General features: G+C 51.2%; 20 protein-coding genes. 5 read left to right on the forward strand and 15 right to left on the reverse strand.

The features are described from left to right. Position 1: 1 nt before the first annotated feature. The 11 genes from nlpD to cysD form a co-directional block, all read right to left on the reverse strand. On the reverse strand, positions 2 to 1,132 hold the full coding sequence (gene nlpD / locus M2371_RS11265) for a murein hydrolase activator NlpD (RefSeq protein ID WP_259267743.1): 1,131 nt from the start codon (positions 1,130 to 1,132) through the stop codon (positions 2 to 4). A gap of 132 nt (positions 1,133 to 1,264) precedes the next feature. Continuing rightward, on the reverse strand, positions 1,265 to 1,891 hold the full coding sequence (locus tag M2371_RS11270; protein WP_034497944.1) for a protein-L-isoaspartate(D-aspartate) O-methyltransferase: 627 nt from the start codon (positions 1,889 to 1,891) through the stop codon (positions 1,265 to 1,267). Further along, entirely contained in the window at positions 1,885 to 2,646 is a 762-nt protein-coding gene (gene surE / locus M2371_RS11275) for a 5'/3'-nucleotidase SurE (protein WP_034497946.1), read from the reverse strand. The genes M2371_RS11270 and surE overlap by 7 nt, the downstream gene beginning before the upstream one ends. A 113-nt stretch (positions 2,647 to 2,759) precedes the next feature. Further along, positions 2,760 to 3,806, reverse strand: a complete 1,047-nt coding sequence (gene truD, locus M2371_RS11280) for a tRNA pseudouridine(13) synthase TruD (protein ID WP_404979390.1) — start codon at positions 3,804 to 3,806, stop codon at positions 2,760 to 2,762. Next, a complete protein-coding gene (gene ispF / locus M2371_RS11285) occupies positions 3,806 to 4,285 on the reverse strand; it encodes a 2-C-methyl-D-erythritol 2,4-cyclodiphosphate synthase (protein WP_034497950.1) in 480 nt (159 codons plus the stop codon). Before ispF ends, truD begins: the two co-directional genes overlap by 1 nt. Next, the gene (ispD, locus tag M2371_RS11290; protein WP_115627490.1) at positions 4,285 to 4,995 is read right to left on the reverse strand and encodes a 2-C-methyl-D-erythritol 4-phosphate cytidylyltransferase; all 711 of its coding nucleotides are present in this window, start codon (positions 4,993 to 4,995) and stop codon (positions 4,285 to 4,287) included. Before ispD ends, ispF begins: the two co-directional genes overlap by 1 nt. A 20-nt stretch (positions 4,996 to 5,015) precedes the next feature. Further along, entirely contained in the window at positions 5,016 to 5,330 is a 315-nt protein-coding gene (ftsB, locus tag M2371_RS11295) for a cell division protein FtsB (RefSeq protein ID WP_034497953.1), read from the reverse strand. A gap of 183 nt (positions 5,331 to 5,513) precedes the next feature. Further along, entirely contained in the window at positions 5,514 to 5,837 is a 324-nt protein-coding gene (locus M2371_RS11300) for a DUF3561 family protein (RefSeq protein ID WP_034497955.1), read from the reverse strand. A 51-nt stretch (positions 5,838 to 5,888) separates the two neighbouring features. Then, on the reverse strand, positions 5,889 to 6,494 hold the full coding sequence (cysC, locus tag M2371_RS11305; RefSeq protein ID WP_259267744.1) for an adenylyl-sulfate kinase: 606 nt from the start codon (positions 6,492 to 6,494) through the stop codon (positions 5,889 to 5,891). Continuing rightward, positions 6,494 to 7,921 (reverse strand): sulfate adenylyltransferase subunit CysN, encoded by a 1,428-nt coding sequence (gene cysN, locus M2371_RS11310; protein WP_172893397.1) that lies wholly within the window; start codon positions 7,919 to 7,921, stop codon positions 6,494 to 6,496. The genes cysC and cysN overlap by 1 nt, the downstream gene beginning before the upstream one ends. Before the next feature lie 11 nt (positions 7,922 to 7,932). Continuing rightward, positions 7,933 to 8,841, reverse strand: coding sequence for a sulfate adenylyltransferase subunit CysD (gene cysD, locus M2371_RS11315; RefSeq protein WP_034497961.1), 909 nt, complete (start codon positions 8,839 to 8,841; stop codon positions 7,933 to 7,935). Positions 8,842 to 9,109: 268 nt separating this feature from the next. Here cysD and M2371_RS11320 point away from each other — a divergent pair, with 268 nt between their 5' ends. Continuing rightward, entirely contained in the window at positions 9,110 to 10,150 is a 1,041-nt protein-coding gene (locus tag M2371_RS11320) for an aminopeptidase (protein WP_259267745.1), read from the forward strand. 314 nt (positions 10,151 to 10,464) lie between these two features. Then, complete coding sequence (locus M2371_RS11325; RefSeq protein ID WP_259267746.1) at positions 10,465 to 10,845, forward strand: hypothetical protein; 381 nt, start codon at positions 10,465 to 10,467, stop codon at positions 10,843 to 10,845. Between the two features lie 366 nt (positions 10,846 to 11,211). On the opposite strand, the gene cysH is transcribed toward M2371_RS11325, so the two are convergent. From cysH to cysJ, 3 genes are all read right to left on the reverse strand, one after another. Next, on the reverse strand, positions 11,212 to 11,943 hold the full coding sequence (cysH, locus tag M2371_RS11330) for a phosphoadenosine phosphosulfate reductase (protein WP_172893395.1): 732 nt from the start codon (positions 11,941 to 11,943) through the stop codon (positions 11,212 to 11,214). A 129-nt stretch (positions 11,944 to 12,072) separates the two neighbouring features. Beyond that, positions 12,073 to 13,785, reverse strand: coding sequence for an assimilatory sulfite reductase (NADPH) hemoprotein subunit (cysI, locus tag M2371_RS11335; protein WP_259267747.1), 1,713 nt, complete (start codon positions 13,783 to 13,785; stop codon positions 12,073 to 12,075). Then, positions 13,785 to 15,590, reverse strand: a complete 1,806-nt coding sequence (cysJ, locus tag M2371_RS11340) for an NADPH-dependent assimilatory sulfite reductase flavoprotein subunit (RefSeq protein WP_259267748.1) — start codon at positions 15,588 to 15,590, stop codon at positions 13,785 to 13,787. The genes cysI and cysJ overlap by 1 nt, the downstream gene beginning before the upstream one ends. A 300-nt stretch (positions 15,591 to 15,890) precedes the next feature. Between cysJ and queD the strand changes: the two genes are divergently transcribed. Next, on the forward strand, positions 15,891 to 16,253 hold the full coding sequence (queD, locus tag M2371_RS11345) for a 6-carboxytetrahydropterin synthase QueD (RefSeq protein WP_172588727.1): 363 nt from the start codon (positions 15,891 to 15,893) through the stop codon (positions 16,251 to 16,253). Positions 16,254 to 16,324: 71 nt separating this feature from the next. On the opposite strand, the gene queE is transcribed toward queD, so the two are convergent. Then, complete coding sequence (queE, locus tag M2371_RS11350) at positions 16,325 to 16,996, reverse strand: 7-carboxy-7-deazaguanine synthase QueE (protein WP_034497975.1); 672 nt, start codon at positions 16,994 to 16,996, stop codon at positions 16,325 to 16,327. Between the two features lie 272 nt (positions 16,997 to 17,268). On the opposite strand from queE, the gene M2371_RS11355 reads away from it, so the two are divergent. Together M2371_RS11355 and M2371_RS11360 are read left to right on the forward strand one after the other, a co-directional pair. After that, positions 17,269 to 17,982: a nucleoside recognition domain-containing protein gene (locus tag M2371_RS11355; protein WP_172893391.1), complete on the forward strand. Its 714-nt coding sequence runs from the start codon at positions 17,269 to 17,271 to the stop codon at positions 17,980 to 17,982. Next, positions 17,975 to 18,442 (forward strand): YjiG family protein, encoded by a 468-nt coding sequence (locus M2371_RS11360; protein ID WP_259267749.1) that lies wholly within the window; start codon positions 17,975 to 17,977, stop codon positions 18,440 to 18,442. The genes M2371_RS11355 and M2371_RS11360 overlap by 8 nt, the downstream gene beginning before the upstream one ends. The last annotated feature ends 1 nt before the right edge of the window (position 18,443 follow it).

Raw genomic sequence — 18,443 nt, forward strand, 5'->3', positions numbered from 1 at the left:
CTTATCGCTGCGGCAAGTAACGCAGCGGGTTGACGGATTTCCCCTTGTAACGAATTTCAAAATGTAAACGTGTTGAACTGGTTCCGGTGCTACCCATGGTAGCTATCTTCTGCCCCGCCGTGATTTCTTGTTGTTCCCGGACCAGCATTGTATCGTTATGGGCGTAGGCACTCAGGTAATCATCGTTATGTTTAATGATGATTAGGTTACCGTAACCACGCAGCGCGTTACCGGCATAAACCACACGCCCGGAGGCGGTAGCAACAACAGCCTGGCCTTTGCTGCCTGCGATATCGATCCCTTTATTGCCACCTTCGGTAGCAGAGAAGTTCTCAATAACCTTGCCTTCAGTCGGCCAACGCCAGGTCGAAATTGGCGCGCTATCGGACGTGCTGCTGGCAGTTGGTACAGTAGTCGTAGAGCTAACCACAGGTGCCGTAACCGGTGCTGTGACAGTTGTCGCAGTCCCTTTATTATTCGGCAACATTTTGTTAGCACTCTGTTCACCTGAATCCTCAGAATACGTAATTACAGGTTTAGAAGCAACCACCGTGGTGCTATTTTGCACAGGCGTAGGCGCAACGCCTTGTGCGCTGGCATCTGCGGTAGTCACGGCATTACCACCGGTGATTGGCGTACCCGAAGCATTACCGATTTGTAGCGTTTGACCCACGTTCAGGCCATACGGTGCCGGTATACTGTTGCGCTGGGCTAAATCACGGAAATCGTTCCCGGTAATCCACGCGATATAGAAAAGTGTGTCGCCACGTTTAACGGTATAAGTGCTGCCGCCGGTATAGCTACCTTTAGGGATATCGCCATATTTGCGGTTATAAACGATGTGGCCGTTTTGAGTTTGCACTGGCGTTGAAACCACCGGCTGCGTTTGCATAGGCTGGATCGTCGGTTGCTGCTGCACCGGCTGAATTTGTGGAGTCTGGCTTTGGGTGGACATTTTCGGTGGCTGGGTTACCAGCATGCCACCGGAAGAACTGCTGCTGGCATTGCTGTTGCCGCCTACAGAACTGATAGGCGCCTGGCTGTTATTGCTGGTACATCCAGCTAACCACAGGCTCACCAGCGATAACGCTGCAATACGGCGTATAGTAAAAGTTGGGCTTCCCGCGCTCATTAATCCCCCAAAAACAATCATATGCTTATGTATGAAAATACGGCAGAACCGGCGCTTACGGCCAGTTATCAAAATCTCGCTGCGCGTAACGTTACGCCAAAAACCTTAGAAAAAAAGCAAGATATTTCCGGGTTATGCCAGTTCACCCTTCACTAAGGGTACAAAACGAACGGCTTCTACCGTATCAATGACAAATTCCCCACCAAGTCGGCGAACGCGCTTCAGATACTGTCTTTCTTCGCCAACCGGGAGAACTAAAACACCACCTTCGTCCAGCTGAGACAATAGCTCGGCGGGGATCTCTGGCGGTGCAGCCGTAACAATAATAGCGTCAAATGGGCTTCGCGCATGCCAGCCCTGCCAGCCATCACCATGACGGGTCGAGATATTGTGCAGATCGAGCTGCTTTAAACGTCGCCTTGCGTGCCATTGCAGGCCTTTGATGCGTTCAACTGAACAAACATGATGCACCAGATGCGCCAAAATAGCCGTTTGATACCCGGAGCCGGTGCCGATTTCCAGCACACGTGACTCAGGCGTTAACTCCAGCAATTCGGTCATTCTTGCAACCATGTAGGGTTGTGAGATGGTTTGGCCTGAGCCAATCGGTAATGCCGTATTCTCCCAGGCTTTGTGTTCAAACGCTTCATCGACAAATTTTTCTCGCGGCACCGACGCAATCGCATTCAGAACTTTTTCGTCCGTTATGCCTTGATTACGCAACTGTGTGAGAAGGGCTTGTACGCGTTTGCTTACCATTGCTCATCCACTCCTGATTTGTTCAACCAGTGGCTGACGACCTCGCGAGCGCTGTGGGCAGTCAGGTCAACATGCAATGGCGTTACCGAAACATAGCCTTCATCAACGGCGGCAAAATCGGTATCCGGACCTGCATCGAATTTATCGCCCGGAGGCCCAATCCAATACAGTGTATTTCCACGAGGATCTTCTTGCGGAATGACTTTATCTGATGGGTGACGGCTGCCACAGCGAGTCACCCGGATGCCCTTGATTTGATCAAGCGGCAAGTCCGGCACATTAATATTTAAAATGCGCCCGGTACGCAGCGGCTCACGCATTAGCGCACGCAAAATTGTGCATGTCACGGCAGCGGCCGTTTCATAGTGCTCATGACCATTAAGCGAAACAGCCAGCGCCGGAATGCCCAAATGCCGTCCTTCCATCGCCGCCGCAACGGTACCGGAATAGATGACGTCATCGCCCAGGTTTGGCCCCGCGTTGATACCGGAAACCACCACTTCAGGGGCGGGACGCATCAAAGCATTCACGCCGAGATAGACACAGTCCGTCGGCGTGCCCATTTGCACAGAAATATCGCCGTTTGCCAGCGTGAAAGTTCGTAATGAAGATTCGAGCGTCAGTGAGTTTGAAGCCCCACTGCGATTACGGTCAGGGGCAACAACCTGCACTTGAGCAAATTCCCTTAGTCGGGCAGCCAGAACTTGAATGCCCGGCGCGTTGACCCCGTCATCGTTACTCAAAAGTATTCTCATATTGAATTTACAAAGCTTCTTATTGTTTTATCCCAGTTAGCTGATTTTAGTGCAGCCGTCATGAAATTGTTGCTGTTTTTGTAACATTCACAACCAAGAACTGTCCAGGATTACTATTCGGCAATATCAGCATAACCGCCCGGCGCGTTCATTAGTTCACGCACTACGCTTGTCGCGAAACTCCCGGCTGGCAGCCAGAATTTCAGCTCAACGGTGATATCATCCCACCAGGCCCAGCTTAACTCTTTCGGCATGACCAACATGGCGCGACGCGCCGCTTCTACACGCTCACGTACCAACAGTGACTGTAAATCAGTTTCCTGCGCCACACACTCTTGCTCAAACGCAAGTGCTGCGTTTTGCGAACCCCAGGCTCCATCACCTGGCAATGGCGCGGTAATCAGCAATTCACCCGCATCAACACGGTTTTGCAGCTCGGGCATCTCTTCAGGCGTTGCGACAAACCAGCTCCCGCGCCCGGCGAGCTGCAAAGCGTCGCCATCGATAACCTGGTTAAAGTCCGGCTTTTTCAGCCTTTCGCTGACAATCTGGTTAAACATGGCGCTACGAGCAGCTGACAGATAAAAACTGCGTTTATTGCGGTCACGGATTGGCGCATTGCTTTGCGCCCAACGCACCGCCTGATGCAGGTTATTACCTGCAATACCAAAACGCTGGCTGCCAAAGTAGTTCGGCACGCCTTGGTGCAGAATTTTATTCAGGCGCTGTTCAAGCTCTGCGCGGTCACTCACGTCGCGCAGCACCAGCGTGAAGTTGTTACCTTTCAAAGCACCGAGGCGCAGTTTACGGCGGTGACGGGCATATTCCAGCACCTGGCACCCTTCGAGTTGAAAAGCGCTCATACTCGGCATTTCTTTGCCCGGCAGACGTACGCAGAACCACTGCTCGGTTACTGCATGCTTGTCTTTCTGCCCGGCAAAGCTCACTTCACGGGCGGGAACCTTCAGATATTTCGCCAGCGCATCAGCAACAAAGCGTGTGTTGCAGCCATTTTTCAGGATGCGTAACAGGAGTTGTTCGCCGTCGCCATCAGGCCCAAAACCCAGGTCTTCGATAACCACGAAGTCCTCTGGACTGGCTTTGATTAACCCGGTGCCTTGTGGCTTGCCGTGCAGCCAGGTCAGATTCTGCATATCCATTATTTACGCGCCTTATGCAGCAGAGCGACCGCTTCACACGCAATACCTTCGCCACGACCGGTAAAGCCGAGCTTTTCGGTGGTGGTGGCTTTCACGTTAACATCATCCATATGGCAGCCAAGATCTTCGGCAATAAACACGCGCATCTGCGGGATGTGCGGTGCCATTTTTGGCGCCTGCGCAATAATAGTCACATCGACGTTACCCAGGGTGAAACCTTTAGCCTGAATGCGACGCCACGCTTCACGCAGCAACTCGCGGCTATCAGCGCCTTTAAACGCCGGGTCAGTATCCGGGAATAATTTACCGATATCCCCTAAAGCCGCCGCCCCCAACAAAGCATCTGTTAATGCGTGCAGCGCGACATCACCATCAGAGTGAGCGAGCAGCCCCTTTTCGAACGGTACACGTACGCCACCAATGATAATCGGGCCTTCTCCACCAAAGGCGTGTACATCAAAACCATGTCCAATACGCATTATTCAGTCTCCGTTTGGGTTAACCGCGTGAGGTAAAACTCCGCCAACGCCAGGTCTTCAGGACGAGTCACTTTTATATTATCGGCGCGGGCGCTAATTAATTCGGGATGGAAGCCACAATACTCAAGCGCTGAGGCTTCATCTGTAATCGAGGCGTGTTCATCGAGTGCGCGCTGCAAGCAGGTTCGCAGCAATTCCAGCGGGAACAGTTGTGGCGTTAAAGCATGCCAGAGGTCTTCGCGATCGACGGTGTGGGCTATCAGGTTTTTTCCCGGCTCGCCACGTTTCATGGTGTCGCGCACGGGTGCAGCCAGAATGCCGCCAATTTTGCTGGTTTCAGTTATCGCTAATAAACGCGCTAAATCATCCTGATGCAAGCATGGGCGCGCTGCATCATGTACCAGTACCCATTGAGCGCCTTGCACCACATTTAGCCCGGCAAGCACGGAATCAGCACGTTGCGCTCCACCCTCAATGACCGTCACATCTGGGTGTGAAGCAAGAGGCAAAGAGGCAAACCAGTTATCGGTTGGGCTAATGGCGATAATGACATGAGCCACGCGTGGATGGGCCATCAGGCTTGCCACCGCGTGTTCAAGAATAGTTTTATTGCCGATTTTTAGATATTGCTTAGGACATTCCGTTTGCATGCGGCTGCCGATACCTGCTGCCGGCACCACGGCAATTACGTCCGGGGAGGAGTCTGCCATGTAGATTCACTTACGCTTGATTATCGATTGTTCTGCCCGGCAGTGTTGCCTAAGCGCTTAGAGCTATCGGGTACCAGGCGGTAGAAAGTTTCACCCGGTTTGGTCATGCTGAGTTCGTTACGCGCACGCTCTTCAATGGCTTCCTGGCCGCCATTAAGATCGTCAATTTCAGCGAACAGCTGATCGTTACGCGCCTTGAGCTTGGCGTTCGTCGCCTGCTGAGCGGTAACATCGTCGTTCACACGCGTGTAATCATGTACGCCGTTTTTTCCAAACCACAGCGAATACTGCAACCAGACCAACAAAGCCAGTAACAGCAACGTTAGTTTACCCATCCTGCCCCCTGAAAAACGGCACAATCATCGCACAAAATTTTATCGAGCTTCGCTCTGGGCCCAAAATGGCCCCTCGTATTTGCGGCAGAATTTATCACAGATAGCGGCAACATGCGCGTTTGGAGGCGAGTTAGCGAACTTGCGGTCATAAATAGTCTGTTACGGTTTGGTAAATATTTACGGCTAACCCATCAGCCACAAGAATAGAATGCCGAACATGAGTGCCACGGCCAGCACCGTCGCCGCGCAGCTATATACCACGCGTCCGCGCAACAAAGAGTGCAAGGCAATCCCTACCACCACCGCAACAGGGAGGAGCGCAAGGAAGAATGGCCAGGTATAGAGGAAGAAAAACAGGGTGTTAGGGCCGTAAACCAGGAACGGAATGCCCAGTGCCAATAGCCACGACAAAAAACCGATAAACGCCCCGGCCAATGACCAGGTCGTCTCTTCGGTGCCAGGGCTTGCTTCAGCCGATGTAATAGCGATATTGGTACTATTGCGCATAACGAATCCATAAACCCTGCAAGCCAGGCACGAAACAATCCTGGCAATGTCTTAGGTTTTGATAATAACGTCACGCCGCAACAGGTCTAATAATTGCGCAATCAAATTTGTTACTAATTGTTCGCCGCCTAAGTGTATTTCCGGGTTCTCTGGAGCCTCGTAAACCGAGTCAATTCCAGTGAAATTACGCAACTCACCGGCACGGGCTTTTTTGTACAAACCTTTCGGATCACGCGCTTCGCAGATAGAAAGTGGTGTATCAACAAACACTTCAATAAACCGCCCTTCCCCGACAAGCTCGCGCACCATCTGGCGTTCTGCTCGATGAGGAGAAATAAATGCGGTCAGCACCACCAGCCCCGCATCGGCCATTAGCCTGGCAACTTCACCGACGCGGCGGATGTTTTCTTTACGATCTGCATCACTAAAGCCAAGATCGCTGCACAAACCGTGGCGCACATTATCGCCATCCAGCAAATAAGTGCTGACGCCAAGTTTGTGTAACGCCTCTTCCAGCGCACCTGCAATGGTCGATTTACCGGAACCGGAAAGCCCGGTAAACCACAGCACCGCACCCCGGTGCTGATGAAGTTTCTCACGCTGCTCAACCGTTACTGGATGCGCATGCCAGACGACGTTTTCGTCGTGATCAGCCATTATTTTCCTCCCAGCAAATCACGTGCGCCCCAGTGTGGGAAGTGTCTGCGCACCAGCGCATTCAGTTCCAGCTCAAACGCGCTAAACGCAGAAGGTTCCTGATACACCTCTTCTTGCGGCTCACGCACCATTCCGGCACCCACCGTCACGTTGGTCAGTCGGTCGATGAAAATCAGCCCGCCAGTCACCGGGTTTTCCTGGTATTTATCCAGCACCAACGGTTCGTCAAAGGTCAAATCCACCAGACCGATACCGTTGAGCGGCAGGGTTTCCACCACGCGCTGGGTCAGGCTGTTAATTTCAACCTGATAATGAATGTTATCCACGCGCGCACGGGTTTTCTTGCCTGCCACTTTGATGTCGTAGCTTTGGCCCGGCACCAGCGGTTGCTCCGCCATCCACACCACATCGACTTTCGCTGTCTGTACCGCAGGCTGTGCGTCGGCAGCATCCACCAGCAAATCTCCGCGGCTGATGTCGATTTCATCTTTCAGCACCAGCGTAATCGCTTCGCCCGCAGCGGCTTGTTGCAAATCTCCATCAAAAGTGACGATTCGCGCAATGGTTGACTCAACGCCCGATGGCAGAACTTTTACCCGCTGCCCGACGTTCACAATGCCTGAAGCCAGCGTCCCGGCATAACCACGGAAATCGAGATTCGGGCGGTTCACATACTGAACAGGGAAACGCATCGGCTGTTGCTCAACGGTGCGTTTCACCTCTACCGTTTCGAGTAGCTCAAGCAGAGTAGGACCGCTATACCACGGCATGCTGGCACTTTGGGTCGCCACGTTGTCGCCTTCGAGGGCCGAAAGTGGCACAAATCGAATATCCAGATCCGCCGGAAGCTGCTCAGCAAAAGTCAGGTAATCCTGTTTGATCTGCTCAAATCTTTCTTCGCTGTAATCCACCAGATCCATTTTGTTGACCGCGACCACCAGATGTTTGATCCCCAGCAGCGTGGAGATAAAACTGTGGCGACGCGTTTGATCCAGCACGCTTTTGCGCGCATCGATCAACAGGATCGCAAGCTCGCAGGTGGACGCACCGGTCGCCATATTACGGGTGTACTGCTCATGCCCCGGCGTGTCGGCAATAATAAACTTACGTTTTTCCGTCGAGAAATAACGGTACGCCACGTCGATAGTAATGCCTTGCTCGCGCTCGGCTTGCAGACCATCCACCAGCAAGGCCAGATCCAGTTTTTCACCCTGCGTACCGTGGCGTTTGCTATCGGTATGCAGGGAAGAAAGCTGATCTTCATAAATCTGGCGAGTGTCATGCAGCAGGCGACCAATCAGGGTACTTTTGCCGTCATCGACACTGCCGCAGGTCAGGAAACGCAGCAGGCTTTTATGTTGCTGCGCGTGCAGATAGGCTTCAACGCCGCCTTCATCCGCAATTTGTTGTGCAATAGTGGTGTTCATCTGGCGGCTCCTTAGAAATAACCCTGGCGTTTTTTAAGCTCCATGGAGCCTGCCTGGTCGCGGTCAATTGCCCGCCCTTGACGTTCACTGGTGGTCGAAACCAGCATCTCTTCGATGATTTCCGGCAGCGTCTGCGCTTCGGACTCAACGGCACCGGTCAGCGGCCAGCAGCCCAGGGTACGGAAGCGCACCATTTTCTGCTCAATCACTTCGCCAGGTTGTAAATCGATGCGGTCATCATCGACCATCAACAGCATGCCATCACGCTCCAGCACAGGGCGTGGTGCGGCCAAATACAACGGCACGATTTCGATATTTTCCAGGAAGATGTACTGCCAGATATCCAGCTCGGTCCAGTTAGAAAGTGGGAACACGCGAATGCTCTCGCCTTTGTTAATCTGGCCGTTGTAGTTGTGCCACAGCTCCGGGCGCTGGTTTTTAGGATCCCAACGGTGGAAACGGTCACGGAAAGAATAGATACGTTCTTTCGCACGAGATTTTTCTTCATCACGCCGCGCGCCACCAAAAGCGGCATCAAACCCGTACTTACTCAGCGCCTGTTTCAGCCCTTCGGTTTTCATGATGTCGGTATGTTTGGCGCTACCGTGCACGAACGGGTTAATTCCCATCGCCACGCCTTCCGGGTTTTTATGCACCAGCAGCTCAAAACCGTAGTTCTTCGCGGTGCGGTCACGGAAATCGTACATCTCGCGGAATTTCCAGCCGGTATCAACATGCAGCAGTGGGAAAGGAAGCGTGCCTGGGTAGAAGGCTTTACGGGCCAAATGCAACATCACCGAGGAGTCTTTGCCAATGGAATACATCATCACCGGATTAGCAAATTCGGCTGCGACCTCACGGATGATATGGATGCTTTCTGCCTCCAGTTGCCGTAAGTGAGTAAGTCGTTTCTGGTCCATAACCTTCCCTTAACCGAGGTTTAGTACGGAGGTTCTTAGCCCACCGTTTAAAATTCATTAGGGGACTATACGGCTGAGGTTTATTTGTTATGAAATTACGAATTGGAATGAGTAGTTCCACAAAGGAATAACGCCGTGGAAATGCAAATCACAAAATGTGCTTTACCCACGAGATAATGCGGCTTTCAGAGCAATTGAAATTGTGTAACGCCCATCACAGTTTCATACTATCCGGGCAAAAATTTTTCCTCTTTGAAAGGGACCCACTATGTTTTCCGCATTGCGCCACACGCTGACCAGCCTGGCGCTAAGCATTTGCTGTACTTTGCCAGCATTAGCAAGTCACTCGCCAATTGGCGAAATAGCCAGTCAACAAACTCGCCACATTGCGACGGTATTCCCAGGGCGCATGACGGGCAGCCCTTCGGAAATGTTAGCGGCGGATTACCTCAAGCAACAATTTAGCCAGCTTGGCTACCAAAGCGATATTCGCCGCTTTAATACCCGCTATCTTTACACCACCAAAGACGGTCATCAGAATTGGCATAATGTGAGCGCCAGTTCGGTCATTGCTGCCCGCGAGGGCATTGATCCGCAGCAAATTATCATCATGGCGCATCTCGATACCTATTCTCCGCTCAGTGATAACGATGTGAATAACAATCTTGGCGGATTAACACTGCAAGGTGTGGATGACAACGCGTCTGGTTTGGGCGTGATGCTCGAACTTGCTGCGCGCATGCAAGAGATCCCAACACGTTATGGCATTCGTTTTATCGCTACCAGTGGTGAAGAAATTGGCACGCTGGGCGCGGAAGATATACTCAAACGCATGACGGCTCGTGAGAAGAAAAACACGCTGCTGGTGATCAATCTCGATAACTTAATTGTCGGCGACAAACTCTACTTCAATAGCGGGAAAGCAACGCCGACTGCGGTCAGTAAATTAACGCGCGATCGGGCGTTAAAACTGGCACATAAGTTTGGCGTTCAGGCCACCACAAATCCAGGACTGAATGCTGCCTATCCAAAAGGCACTGGCTGTTGCAGCGATACCAACGTCTTTGACGAGGCTGGAATTCCGGTGCTTTATGTTGAAGCAACAAACTGGTCGCTGGGCAAAAAAGATGGATATCAGCAGCGCGCGAAGAGCAAAGCCTTCCCCGATGGAACCAGTTGGCATAACGCTTTGATTGATAACCAACAGTATCTGGATAAATGGCTCCCGCATCGTATCGAAAAACGCAGTCATGATGTGGTACGCGTGATGTTGCCGCTGGTAAAAGAGCTGGCGAAAGCAGGGAAATAAAAGAAAAATTGAATTTAGAGTTTCTTTCTGCAAGTTCAATATTTATCCCCGCTTCTTGCGGAAATGGGGAGACATCATTCATCGTCTCCCCATTTCTAATGCTTAGGCCCACGACATCCGTTCTAATCAGGAATACGGATATGCAAGTATAATGTTACAGTCCTAACAGCTATTCTAAAAAATCGCGATAAGCTATGGTCTGTTTTCATACTTAGTAACTGTCTATATGAAAATAGGCACTTTTTGAGAACTTTATAAACTGACCTTCTAATATTGTTCCCTCTCAAATTAATATTTAAAACTGGAGAAACAATATGAGTGGAACAAACACAAAAGAAATTGTAGGCACTTATATAAGTGAAGAAAAAGATTTCATTCTGAAAATATCAGAATGTGATTATCATACGGGTATCTATAAAGGGACGTTTTACACAAAAGATTCTCCGCTAGGAGAAATGACATATGATATCCAGGGGCAATATACTTTCTCTGGTTCAAACAGATACCCATGCATGGTTGGTTTTTCAATAGCTTTGCGGCCTTCAGGACATTGGGATTACGTTTTTTCTGATTACTGGACCGGCTCACGAGATGAGAAGGGCCAAATACTAATGAGTGGTGCAAGAGCTTATATGGAGGATAATGGGTTACGTGAGACGTATTCATTTGACTCAATCATTTTTAACTTGCAATAAGTCTATTTGAGAGTGACCGAGTGAGCAAATTGCTCACTCGAATTATTATTTTTTCATATTGTTAAATACTAGTCTATACAAGATAAACATAAGTCGAGTATGAAGCAAGGCTAAAATTTTATCATTTGAGACACGATAATACATTTCCTAATATTACTAAAGCCATCCCAAATGGTAATTACAGGATTAAAAATTGTCATGCCTAATAAAGCATTACATAAAATTAATTATTCAGTTATTGATTAATAACAGCATAATTATCAAGACAGGAAAATTACAGAAAGCTGGATAAATAGCGCTCACAAAAATGGAACAGCTCGACCCTCTCCCATTTAGGATAGAAGATCGAACTGAATGGTATAATTATTACTCGTGCAAACCGCACTCACGTTTCAGACCGAAGAAGCGAGTTTCCTCTTCTGCCATACCTTCTTCCCATTTCCGCGTAGTGTGAGTGTCGCCTACTGAAAGATAGCCTTGATCCCACAACGGGTGATATTTCAAACCGTTGGCGGTGAGGTACTGGTAAACCTGGCGGTTGTCCCAGTCGATAATCGGCAGAATTTTAAATACTTCGCGTTGAATCGCCAGCACCGGCAAGTTTGCACGGCTGCCCGATTGCTCGCGGCGCAGGCCAGCAAACCAGGTTTGCCCGTTTAGCTCACGCAGAGCACGATTCATCGGCTCCACTTTGTTGATGTCATTGTATTTCTCAATGCCTTCAACGCCCTGCTCCCACAATTTGCCGTAACGCGCTTCTTGCCACGCCGCACTTTCCTTCGCGCTGTAGACTTTCAGGTTCAGCTTCAGCTTGTCGGTCAGCTCATCAATAAACTGGTAAGTTTCCGGGAACAGATAGCCGGTATCGGTGAGGATAACCGGAATATCCGGAAACTGCTGAGTGACCAGATGCAAACTCACCGCCGCCTGAATACCAAAACTAGAGGAGAGCACAAACTCGCCCGGCAGATTCTCCAGCGACCAGGTGACACGCTGCTGCGCCGTGAGTTTTTCGAGCTGGCTGTTGACCTCGGCCAGCGCCATCACACGCTCAACTTTTGGCAATTCATTCAGCGCTTTTAAATCGAGTACAGGCATAGATACCTCGCTAAATAGTATTCCCTCTCCCAGGGGAGAGGGCGACCCATGTCGAATGCTGACGCACGTAGTAAGCGCCCAGACGCCCTCATCCCGGCCTTCTCCCCCAGGAGAAGGAGAAGAATAGTGTTAGTCCCACAAGTCCCGAGCCGGGTCCAATACCGGGCGAATGATCCCCGCACGGATGGTGAAATCGCCAAAGCCTTCGTCAGCTTCACGCTCTTTCGACCAGCGTCCCACCAGTTCATCAATAGAGGCCAGAATTTCCGGTTCGGTGATATTTTCGCGGTACATGCGCGGGATACGCGTGCCGATACGGTTGCCGCCGATGTGCAGGTTGTAACGCCCTGGCGCTTTGCCCACCAGGCCAATTTCAGCCAGCAACGCGCGGCCACAGCCGTTCGGGCAGCCGGTAACACGCGTGACGATGTGTTCGTCCGGCACGTTGTGTTTCTCCAGCACTTCTTCAACTTTAGTCACAAACTGCGGCAGGAAGCGTTCAGCTTCTGCCATCGCCAGCGGGCAAGTCGGGAAGGCAACACAGGCCATCGAGTTTTCACGCTGTGGTTTCACCGCGTTCATCAGGCCACTTTCTTTGGCAATTTTCTCGATTACCGCTTTCTCGCTTGCCGGAACGCCCGCCACGATCAGGTTCTGGTTGGCGGTCAGGCGGAAATCGCCTTTGTGGATCTTTGCGATCTCCATCAGGCCAGTTTTCAGTGGGCGACCCGGATAATCCAGGATGCGGCCATTTTCGATAAACAGCGTCAGGTGCCATTTGTCGTCGATGCCTTTTACCCAGCCAATACGATCGCCACGCCCGGTAAATTCATACGGGCGAATCGGCTCGAACGTAATGCCTGCGCGACGTTCAACTTCGGCTTTAAACACGTCAACGCCGACGCGTTCAAGGGTGTATTTGGTTTTGGCATTTTTACGGTCGGTACGGTTGCCCCAGTCGCGTTGCGTGGTGACAACTGCTTCGGCTACGGCCAGCGTGTGCTCAAGCGGAATGTAACCAAACTCGCTCGCGGTACGTGCGTAAGTCGCTTTATTACCGTGTTCTATAGACAAGCCGCCGCCCACCAGCAGGTTGAAGCCCACCAATTTACCGTCTTTAGCGATCGCGATGAAGTTCATGTCGTTGGCATGAAGATCGACATCGTTCTGCGGCGGCACAACGACCGTGGTTTTAAACTTACGCGGCAGATACGTTTCACCGAGGATCGGCTCTTCGTCGGTGGTCGCGACTTTCTCTTGATCCCACCAGATCTCAGCGTAAGCACGAGTGCGTGGCAGCAAATGCTCAGAGAGTTTTTTCGCCCATTCGTACGCTTCCTGATGCAGTTCAGACTCCACCGGGTTAGACGTACAAAGCACGTTACGGTTGACGTCGTTGGCGGTTGCCAGCGCGTCCAGCCCGACTTCATGCAGCATTTCGTGAGCCGGTTTCACGTTCTTTTTCAGAATGCCGTGAAACTGGAAAGTCTGACGGTTGGTCAGACGAATGCTGCCGTAAATGGTTTTATCTTCGGCAAATTTATCAATCGCACGCCACTGTTCGGTGGTAATAATCCCGCCCGGCAGACGGCAGCGCAGCATCATGGCGTGGCGTGGCTCAAGCTTTTGCTCCGCACGTTCTGCACGAATATCGCGGTCATCTTGCTGATACATACCGTGGAAACGAATGAGCAGGAAGTTGTCGCCTCTGAAGCCGCCGGTCAGCCCGTCCTGCAAATCTTCTTTGATGGTACCGCGCAGATAATTGCTTTCACGTTTCAGGCGCTCGGCATCACTCAATTTGCCTTCGACCACTAATGGTCCTGGGTGTTTTTCGCTCATTAGTAGACATCTCGCTGATAACGGCGCTCAACGCGCAGCTCACTTAAAAATTCATCTGCCGTTTCGAGGTCCATGCCACCGAACTCGGCTACCACTTCCAGTAATGCAAGCTCTACGTCTTTTGCCATGCGATTTGCATCGCCGCAGACGTAAATGTGGGCGCCTTCGTTAATCCAGCTCCACAGTTCCTCGCCTTTTTCGCGCAGTTTGTCTTGTACGTATATTTTATGTTCCTGGTCGCGTGACCAGGCGAGACTGATATTGGTTAGCAGGCCGTCTTTGACGTAGCGCTGCCATTCAACCTGATAAAGGAAATCATCAGTAAAGTGCGGGTTGCCGAAGAACAGCCAGTTCTTACCGCTTGCCCCGTCGTTTTCACGCTGTTGCATGAAGGCGCGGAAAGGCGCGATACCTGTGCCTGGGCCAATCATAATCACCGGGGTTTCCGGGTTGGCTGGCAGGCGGAAGTTGTCGTTATGTTCGATGAACACACGCACTTCGCCGTCTTCTTCCAGTCGGTCAGCCAGGAAGCCAGATGCACCGCCAGTGCGCGCGCGGCCTTCGATGTCATAACGCACCACGCCGACCGTAATGTGCACTTCGCTTTCCGCTTCAGCCTGAGAAGAAGCAATGGAGTACAGACGCGGTGTCAGCGGGCGCAATAAATCAATCAGTTGTTCGGCGGTTAATTCAGCCGGGGCGTAACGCACCATATCCACGATTGGCGTGTTCTGCGCAAAGTGTTGCAGCTTGGTTTTATCGCCAACCAAATCCAGCAATGCGGCATTGCGAGTCACCTGCGCGTATTTCTCAACGATATTGACGGTGTTAATCGTCAACTCGAAATGCCATTCCAGCGCTTCACTCAGCGGCAGCGTTTTGCCATTGACGGTGACGCTTTCATCACCTTTGAGCCATAACAGTTCGACCAGCTCTTTCACCAGGGCTGGATCGTTTTGATACCAGACACCCAGCGCATCGCCCGGCTGGTAACGCAGACCGGAATCACCCAAATCAATCTCGAAATGGCGCACGTCTTTTTCAGAATCGCGGCCGGTGATTTTCTGGTTAACCGCAAGCGATGCAGCCAGTGGCGCTTCTTTAGTGTAAGGGCTTGAGAAAACTTCGTTGACCACGCCCGTTGCTGTCACTGCTGCTTGTGCCGGAGTTTCCGCCGGGACTCGGGATTTCAGCACTTCAACAATTTTTGCCCGCCACTGCTCGGCTGCTGGCTGGAATTCGACATCGGTATCGACACGATCAAGCAGGCGTTCGCCGCCCAATTCCGCCAGTTTGGTATCAAAGTCTTTACCGGACTGGCAGAAGAATTCGTAAGAGGTGTCACCCAGACTAAAGACGGCAAATGCCGTATCCGGGAGTTTTGGTGCTTTTTTCGAGAACAGGAATTTATGCAACGCCACCGCTTCTTCAGGCGGCTCACCTTCACCCTGGGTTGAGGTCACAACAATCAGAAGTTTTTCCTGGGCAATTTGTTTGAATTTGTAGTCGCCCGCGTTAACCAGATTGACGTTCAGTTTTGCTGCCAGCAAATCGTCGCGTAATTGTTCGCTCACGCGACGTGCGTTACCGGTTTGGGATGCAGAAATCAACGTAATCACCGGAACTTCTGCCGCAGGTGCCTGAGCTGTGGTAACAGCACCCGGTTGTTGATTAATCATCCCCCAGAAATAGCCCGATAACCAGGCCAGTTGAGTCTGCGAGAAATCAGTTGTCGCCGCCTGGAGGCGTGCCAGTTGCTCCGGTGTCAGCGGCAGCAAAGCGGTCGGTGGGGCCTGAGTCGTCATGCGTATTGGGTTCCAGTAGCAAAGGTCCGTTTTCAAGAATAAACGGCAATAAGGTAAGGTTAACCAGAGCGATAGTAACAATTAAAGAAGGGATAGAAATAACAAATAACCAAAATGACTAACCGCTTTTATGGGTAATTCATAACGTTAAAAGTGGTTACCTAAGCCTATGAAAAACAAAAGATAAAATAGAAAAGAAGCAAGGGTACAGGGATTTACGCCTGGGGCATGATTTAAGTTAATGCGCAAAATAGTGGATTCCGGTACTATGCGGCGGTTTTTCGCCCTACAGAGAAAGTAATAATGACCACCACCCTGTTTAAAGATTTTACCTTCGAAGCCGCTCACCACCTGCCGCATGTGCCGGAAGGCCACAAATGCGGTCGCCTGCATGGCCATTCTTTTATGGTGCGTCTGGAAATCACCGGCGAGGTTGATCCTTACACCGGCTGGATTATGGATTTTTCAGAACTGAAAGCGGCGTTCAAACCGACTTATGATCGTCTGGATCATTACTATCTGAATGATATTCCAGGTCTTGAGAATCCGACCAGTGAAGTGCTGGCAAAATGGATTTGGGATGAGATGAAGCCAATCGTGCCGCTGTTAAGCGCGGTGATGGTGAAAGAAACCTGTACCGCCGGGTGCGTGTATAAAGGTTAAAAAGAAAGGCACCGAAGGGTGCCTTTTTAGTATTTGTAGGGTGGATAAGCGCAAGCGTCATCCACCAATTTCTACGCAATATTCAAATATTTGTGCGTCTGCATTGAAAGCCGCCAATTGCGGGCGATACATGTTTCAATGCACAGACGCGTGGCGTCTTCTTTCTGGCTGATAGGCTGGAGCGCAATCACGCGTTTTTTGTCATCCACCAGCGTTGCCAGCAATTCATCCAGCGCTTCAATATCGCGCATGCGCCCAACCGGATGCTTGATTTCGTCCGCGCGTTCTAGCGCCTGAGAAAGCACATCGTAACCGCCACGCATATTCACTTTCGGAGAGACCGTAACCCAGGTTCCCGCAGTACAACGTACTTCGTGCGTGCCGCTGGTTTCTATCTGGCAACTATAACCATGGTGTTCAAACAGTGAGGTCAGCGGCGTGAGATCGTGAATGCACGGTTCGCCACCGGTAATCACCACGTGACGAGCGGTGTAATCCTGACGCTGGAAAATAGCCAACAGATCTTCCGCAGTTGCGCTGCCCCATTTATCGGTTTCTTTGGTTTTAGCCAAAATGCTGAACAGAGAGACTTCACGATCCGCGAGTTTATCCCAGGTGTGTTTGGTATCGCACCACGCGCAGCCCACCGGGCAGCCTTGCAGGCGAATAAAAATGGCGGGCACACCAGTAAAATAGCCCTCCCCTTGCAGGGTCTGGAACATCTCGTTAATCGGATACTGCATAGTCTTCTCAGAAATAAGTGTAAAGAGTAATTATCGCAGAAGTCACGGTTGAGGTCATGCGCAACGCGGCTGCTGTGGCATTTGTTCTGAAATAAGTCCCTAAGCCGACCCAATAGCCACTCAAGTAATAAGGTTATTGTGCTTATCATCACAACAATTACCCTTCTCTTCTCTCTATGCCTGACGGCTTGATCCCTGTCATATTCCGCTGCCCGCAACACACTTAGCATCGCCTGCGTATTGACCCCATCAATGACATAAGGAAATGATATATGGAAAGTTCGGTTCATTCAGGTGACCAACGTGTGGGGCCTGGCGCCTATATTGCGTTGCTGTTCGCAATGGTGTTCTTTTCTGGGCTGTTGGGTGGCAAGGAGTGGTATGGAGTCTTCGACTTCACCACATTAAACGGTGCGTTTGGCAAAGTCGTCACTGATGTCAATCTTTCGGGCGATGCCGTCGACGCGGCCAAAAGTGCTTTTCGCGGTAAGGGTGGGCATGGCGCAATGGACGGTTTCCTGTTCGCCTTTGGCCTGATCCCAGCGGTGATGTTTGCGCTGGGGATGATAAACGTACTTGAGCATTACGGTGCACTGAATGCGGCCCGTAAACTGCTGACACCTCTATTACGCCCACTTCTCGGTATTCCAGGCTCCACCGGACTTGCGCTGATTGGCAGTCTGCAAAGTACCGATGTAGGCGCCTCTCTCACTCGCGTGTTAGCCGATGAAGGGCAGATAACCGACAAAGAAAAAACGATCTTCACGATGTTCCAGTTTTCTGCGGGCGCCATGATAACCAACTTTTTCTCCTCCGGTGCCGTGCTGTTTACGCTGATTGCCATTGACGGAACGAGTGCTGTTCCAGCATCCATCGGCCTGTGCGTCGCGGTGATGTTCATCATGAAAATCGTCGGGGCGAATGTGATGCGCCTGATTCTTAATGTCACAGAACGTAAGCACAGTGTGGAGGTGCAACATGGCTGATACCGCTAAACCGATGATCACCGATGTGTTCGTCGCGGGTGCCCGCAAAGGCTGGAATATCGCGACCACCAGCACCCTTCCTAACGTGCTGATGGCATTCATTATTATTTATGCTCTACAAATCACTGGCGCACTGAACGGCCTGGCCTGGATATTTGGCCCGTTGATGAAAGTTTTTGGCCTGCCCGGTGAAGCAGCTGCGGTTCTCATCGGTGGCTGGATGTCGATGGGCGGCGCAATCGGTGTTGCTATCACATTGTTTGAAAAAGGCATTCTCACCGGTGCGCATCTTGCCATCCTCGCCCCTGCCATTTATCTGATGGGCTCTCAAGTGCAATATGCTGGCCGCATCCTTGGCGTGGTCGGTATTCCGGCGAAACGTATCCCCTTAATGATCGCAATTTCGGTGCTGAACGCATTTGGTGCCATGTTAATTATGCGACTGATGATTCTGGAGTAAG

The sequence above is a fragment of the Buttiauxella sp. BIGb0471 genome, assembly GCF_024807715.1.
In the GTDB taxonomy this organism is placed as follows: Bacteria; Pseudomonadota; Gammaproteobacteria; order Enterobacterales; family Enterobacteriaceae; genus Buttiauxella; species Buttiauxella agrestis.

Excerpts from the sequence above, each read along its gene's own strand:
- nlpD (WP_259267743.1), bottom strand. The coding sequence starts at position 1,132 with ATGAGCGCGGGAAGCCCAACTTTTACTATACGCCGTATTGCAGCGTTA.
- M2371_RS11270 (WP_034497944.1), bottom strand. The coding sequence starts at position 1,891 with ATGGTAAGCAAACGCGTACAAGCCCTTCTCACACAGTTGCGTAATCAA.
- surE (WP_034497946.1), bottom strand. The coding sequence starts at position 2,646 with ATGAGAATACTTTTGAGTAACGATGACGGGGTCAACGCGCCGGGCATT.
- truD (WP_404979390.1), bottom strand. The coding sequence starts at position 3,806 with ATGGATATGCAGAATCTGACCTGGCTGCACGGCAAGCCACAAGGCACC.
- ispF (WP_034497950.1), bottom strand. The coding sequence starts at position 4,285 with ATGCGTATTGGACATGGTTTTGATGTACACGCCTTTGGTGGAGAAGGC.
- ispD (WP_115627490.1), bottom strand. The coding sequence starts at position 4,995 with ATGGCAGACTCCTCCCCGGACGTAATTGCCGTGGTGCCGGCAGCAGGT.
- ftsB (WP_034497953.1), bottom strand. The coding sequence starts at position 5,330 with ATGGGTAAACTAACGTTGCTGTTACTGGCTTTGTTGGTCTGGTTGCAG.
- M2371_RS11300 (WP_034497955.1), bottom strand. The coding sequence starts at position 5,837 with ATGCGCAATAGTACCAATATCGCTATTACATCGGCTGAAGCAAGCCCT.
- cysC (WP_259267744.1), bottom strand. The coding sequence starts at position 6,494 with ATGGCTGATCACGACGAAAACGTCGTCTGGCATGCGCATCCAGTAACG.
- cysN (WP_172893397.1), bottom strand. The coding sequence starts at position 7,921 with ATGAACACCACTATTGCACAACAAATTGCGGATGAAGGCGGCGTTGAA.
- cysD (WP_034497961.1), bottom strand. The coding sequence starts at position 8,841 with ATGGACCAGAAACGACTTACTCACTTACGGCAACTGGAGGCAGAAAGC.
- M2371_RS11320 (WP_259267745.1), top strand. The coding sequence starts at position 9,110 with ATGTTTTCCGCATTGCGCCACACGCTGACCAGCCTGGCGCTAAGCATT.
- M2371_RS11325 (WP_259267746.1), top strand. The coding sequence starts at position 10,465 with ATGAGTGGAACAAACACAAAAGAAATTGTAGGCACTTATATAAGTGAA.
- cysH (WP_172893395.1), bottom strand. The coding sequence starts at position 11,943 with ATGCCTGTACTCGATTTAAAAGCGCTGAATGAATTGCCAAAAGTTGAG.
- cysI (WP_259267747.1), bottom strand. The coding sequence starts at position 13,785 with ATGAGCGAAAAACACCCAGGACCATTAGTGGTCGAAGGCAAATTGAGT.
- cysJ (WP_259267748.1), bottom strand. The coding sequence starts at position 15,590 with ATGACGACTCAGGCCCCACCGACCGCTTTGCTGCCGCTGACACCGGAG.
- queE (WP_034497975.1), bottom strand. The coding sequence starts at position 16,996 with ATGCAGTATCCGATTAACGAGATGTTCCAGACCCTGCAAGGGGAGGGC.
- M2371_RS11355 (WP_172893391.1), top strand. The coding sequence starts at position 17,269 with ATGGAAAGTTCGGTTCATTCAGGTGACCAACGTGTGGGGCCTGGCGCC.
- M2371_RS11360 (WP_259267749.1), top strand. The coding sequence starts at position 17,975 with ATGGCTGATACCGCTAAACCGATGATCACCGATGTGTTCGTCGCGGGT.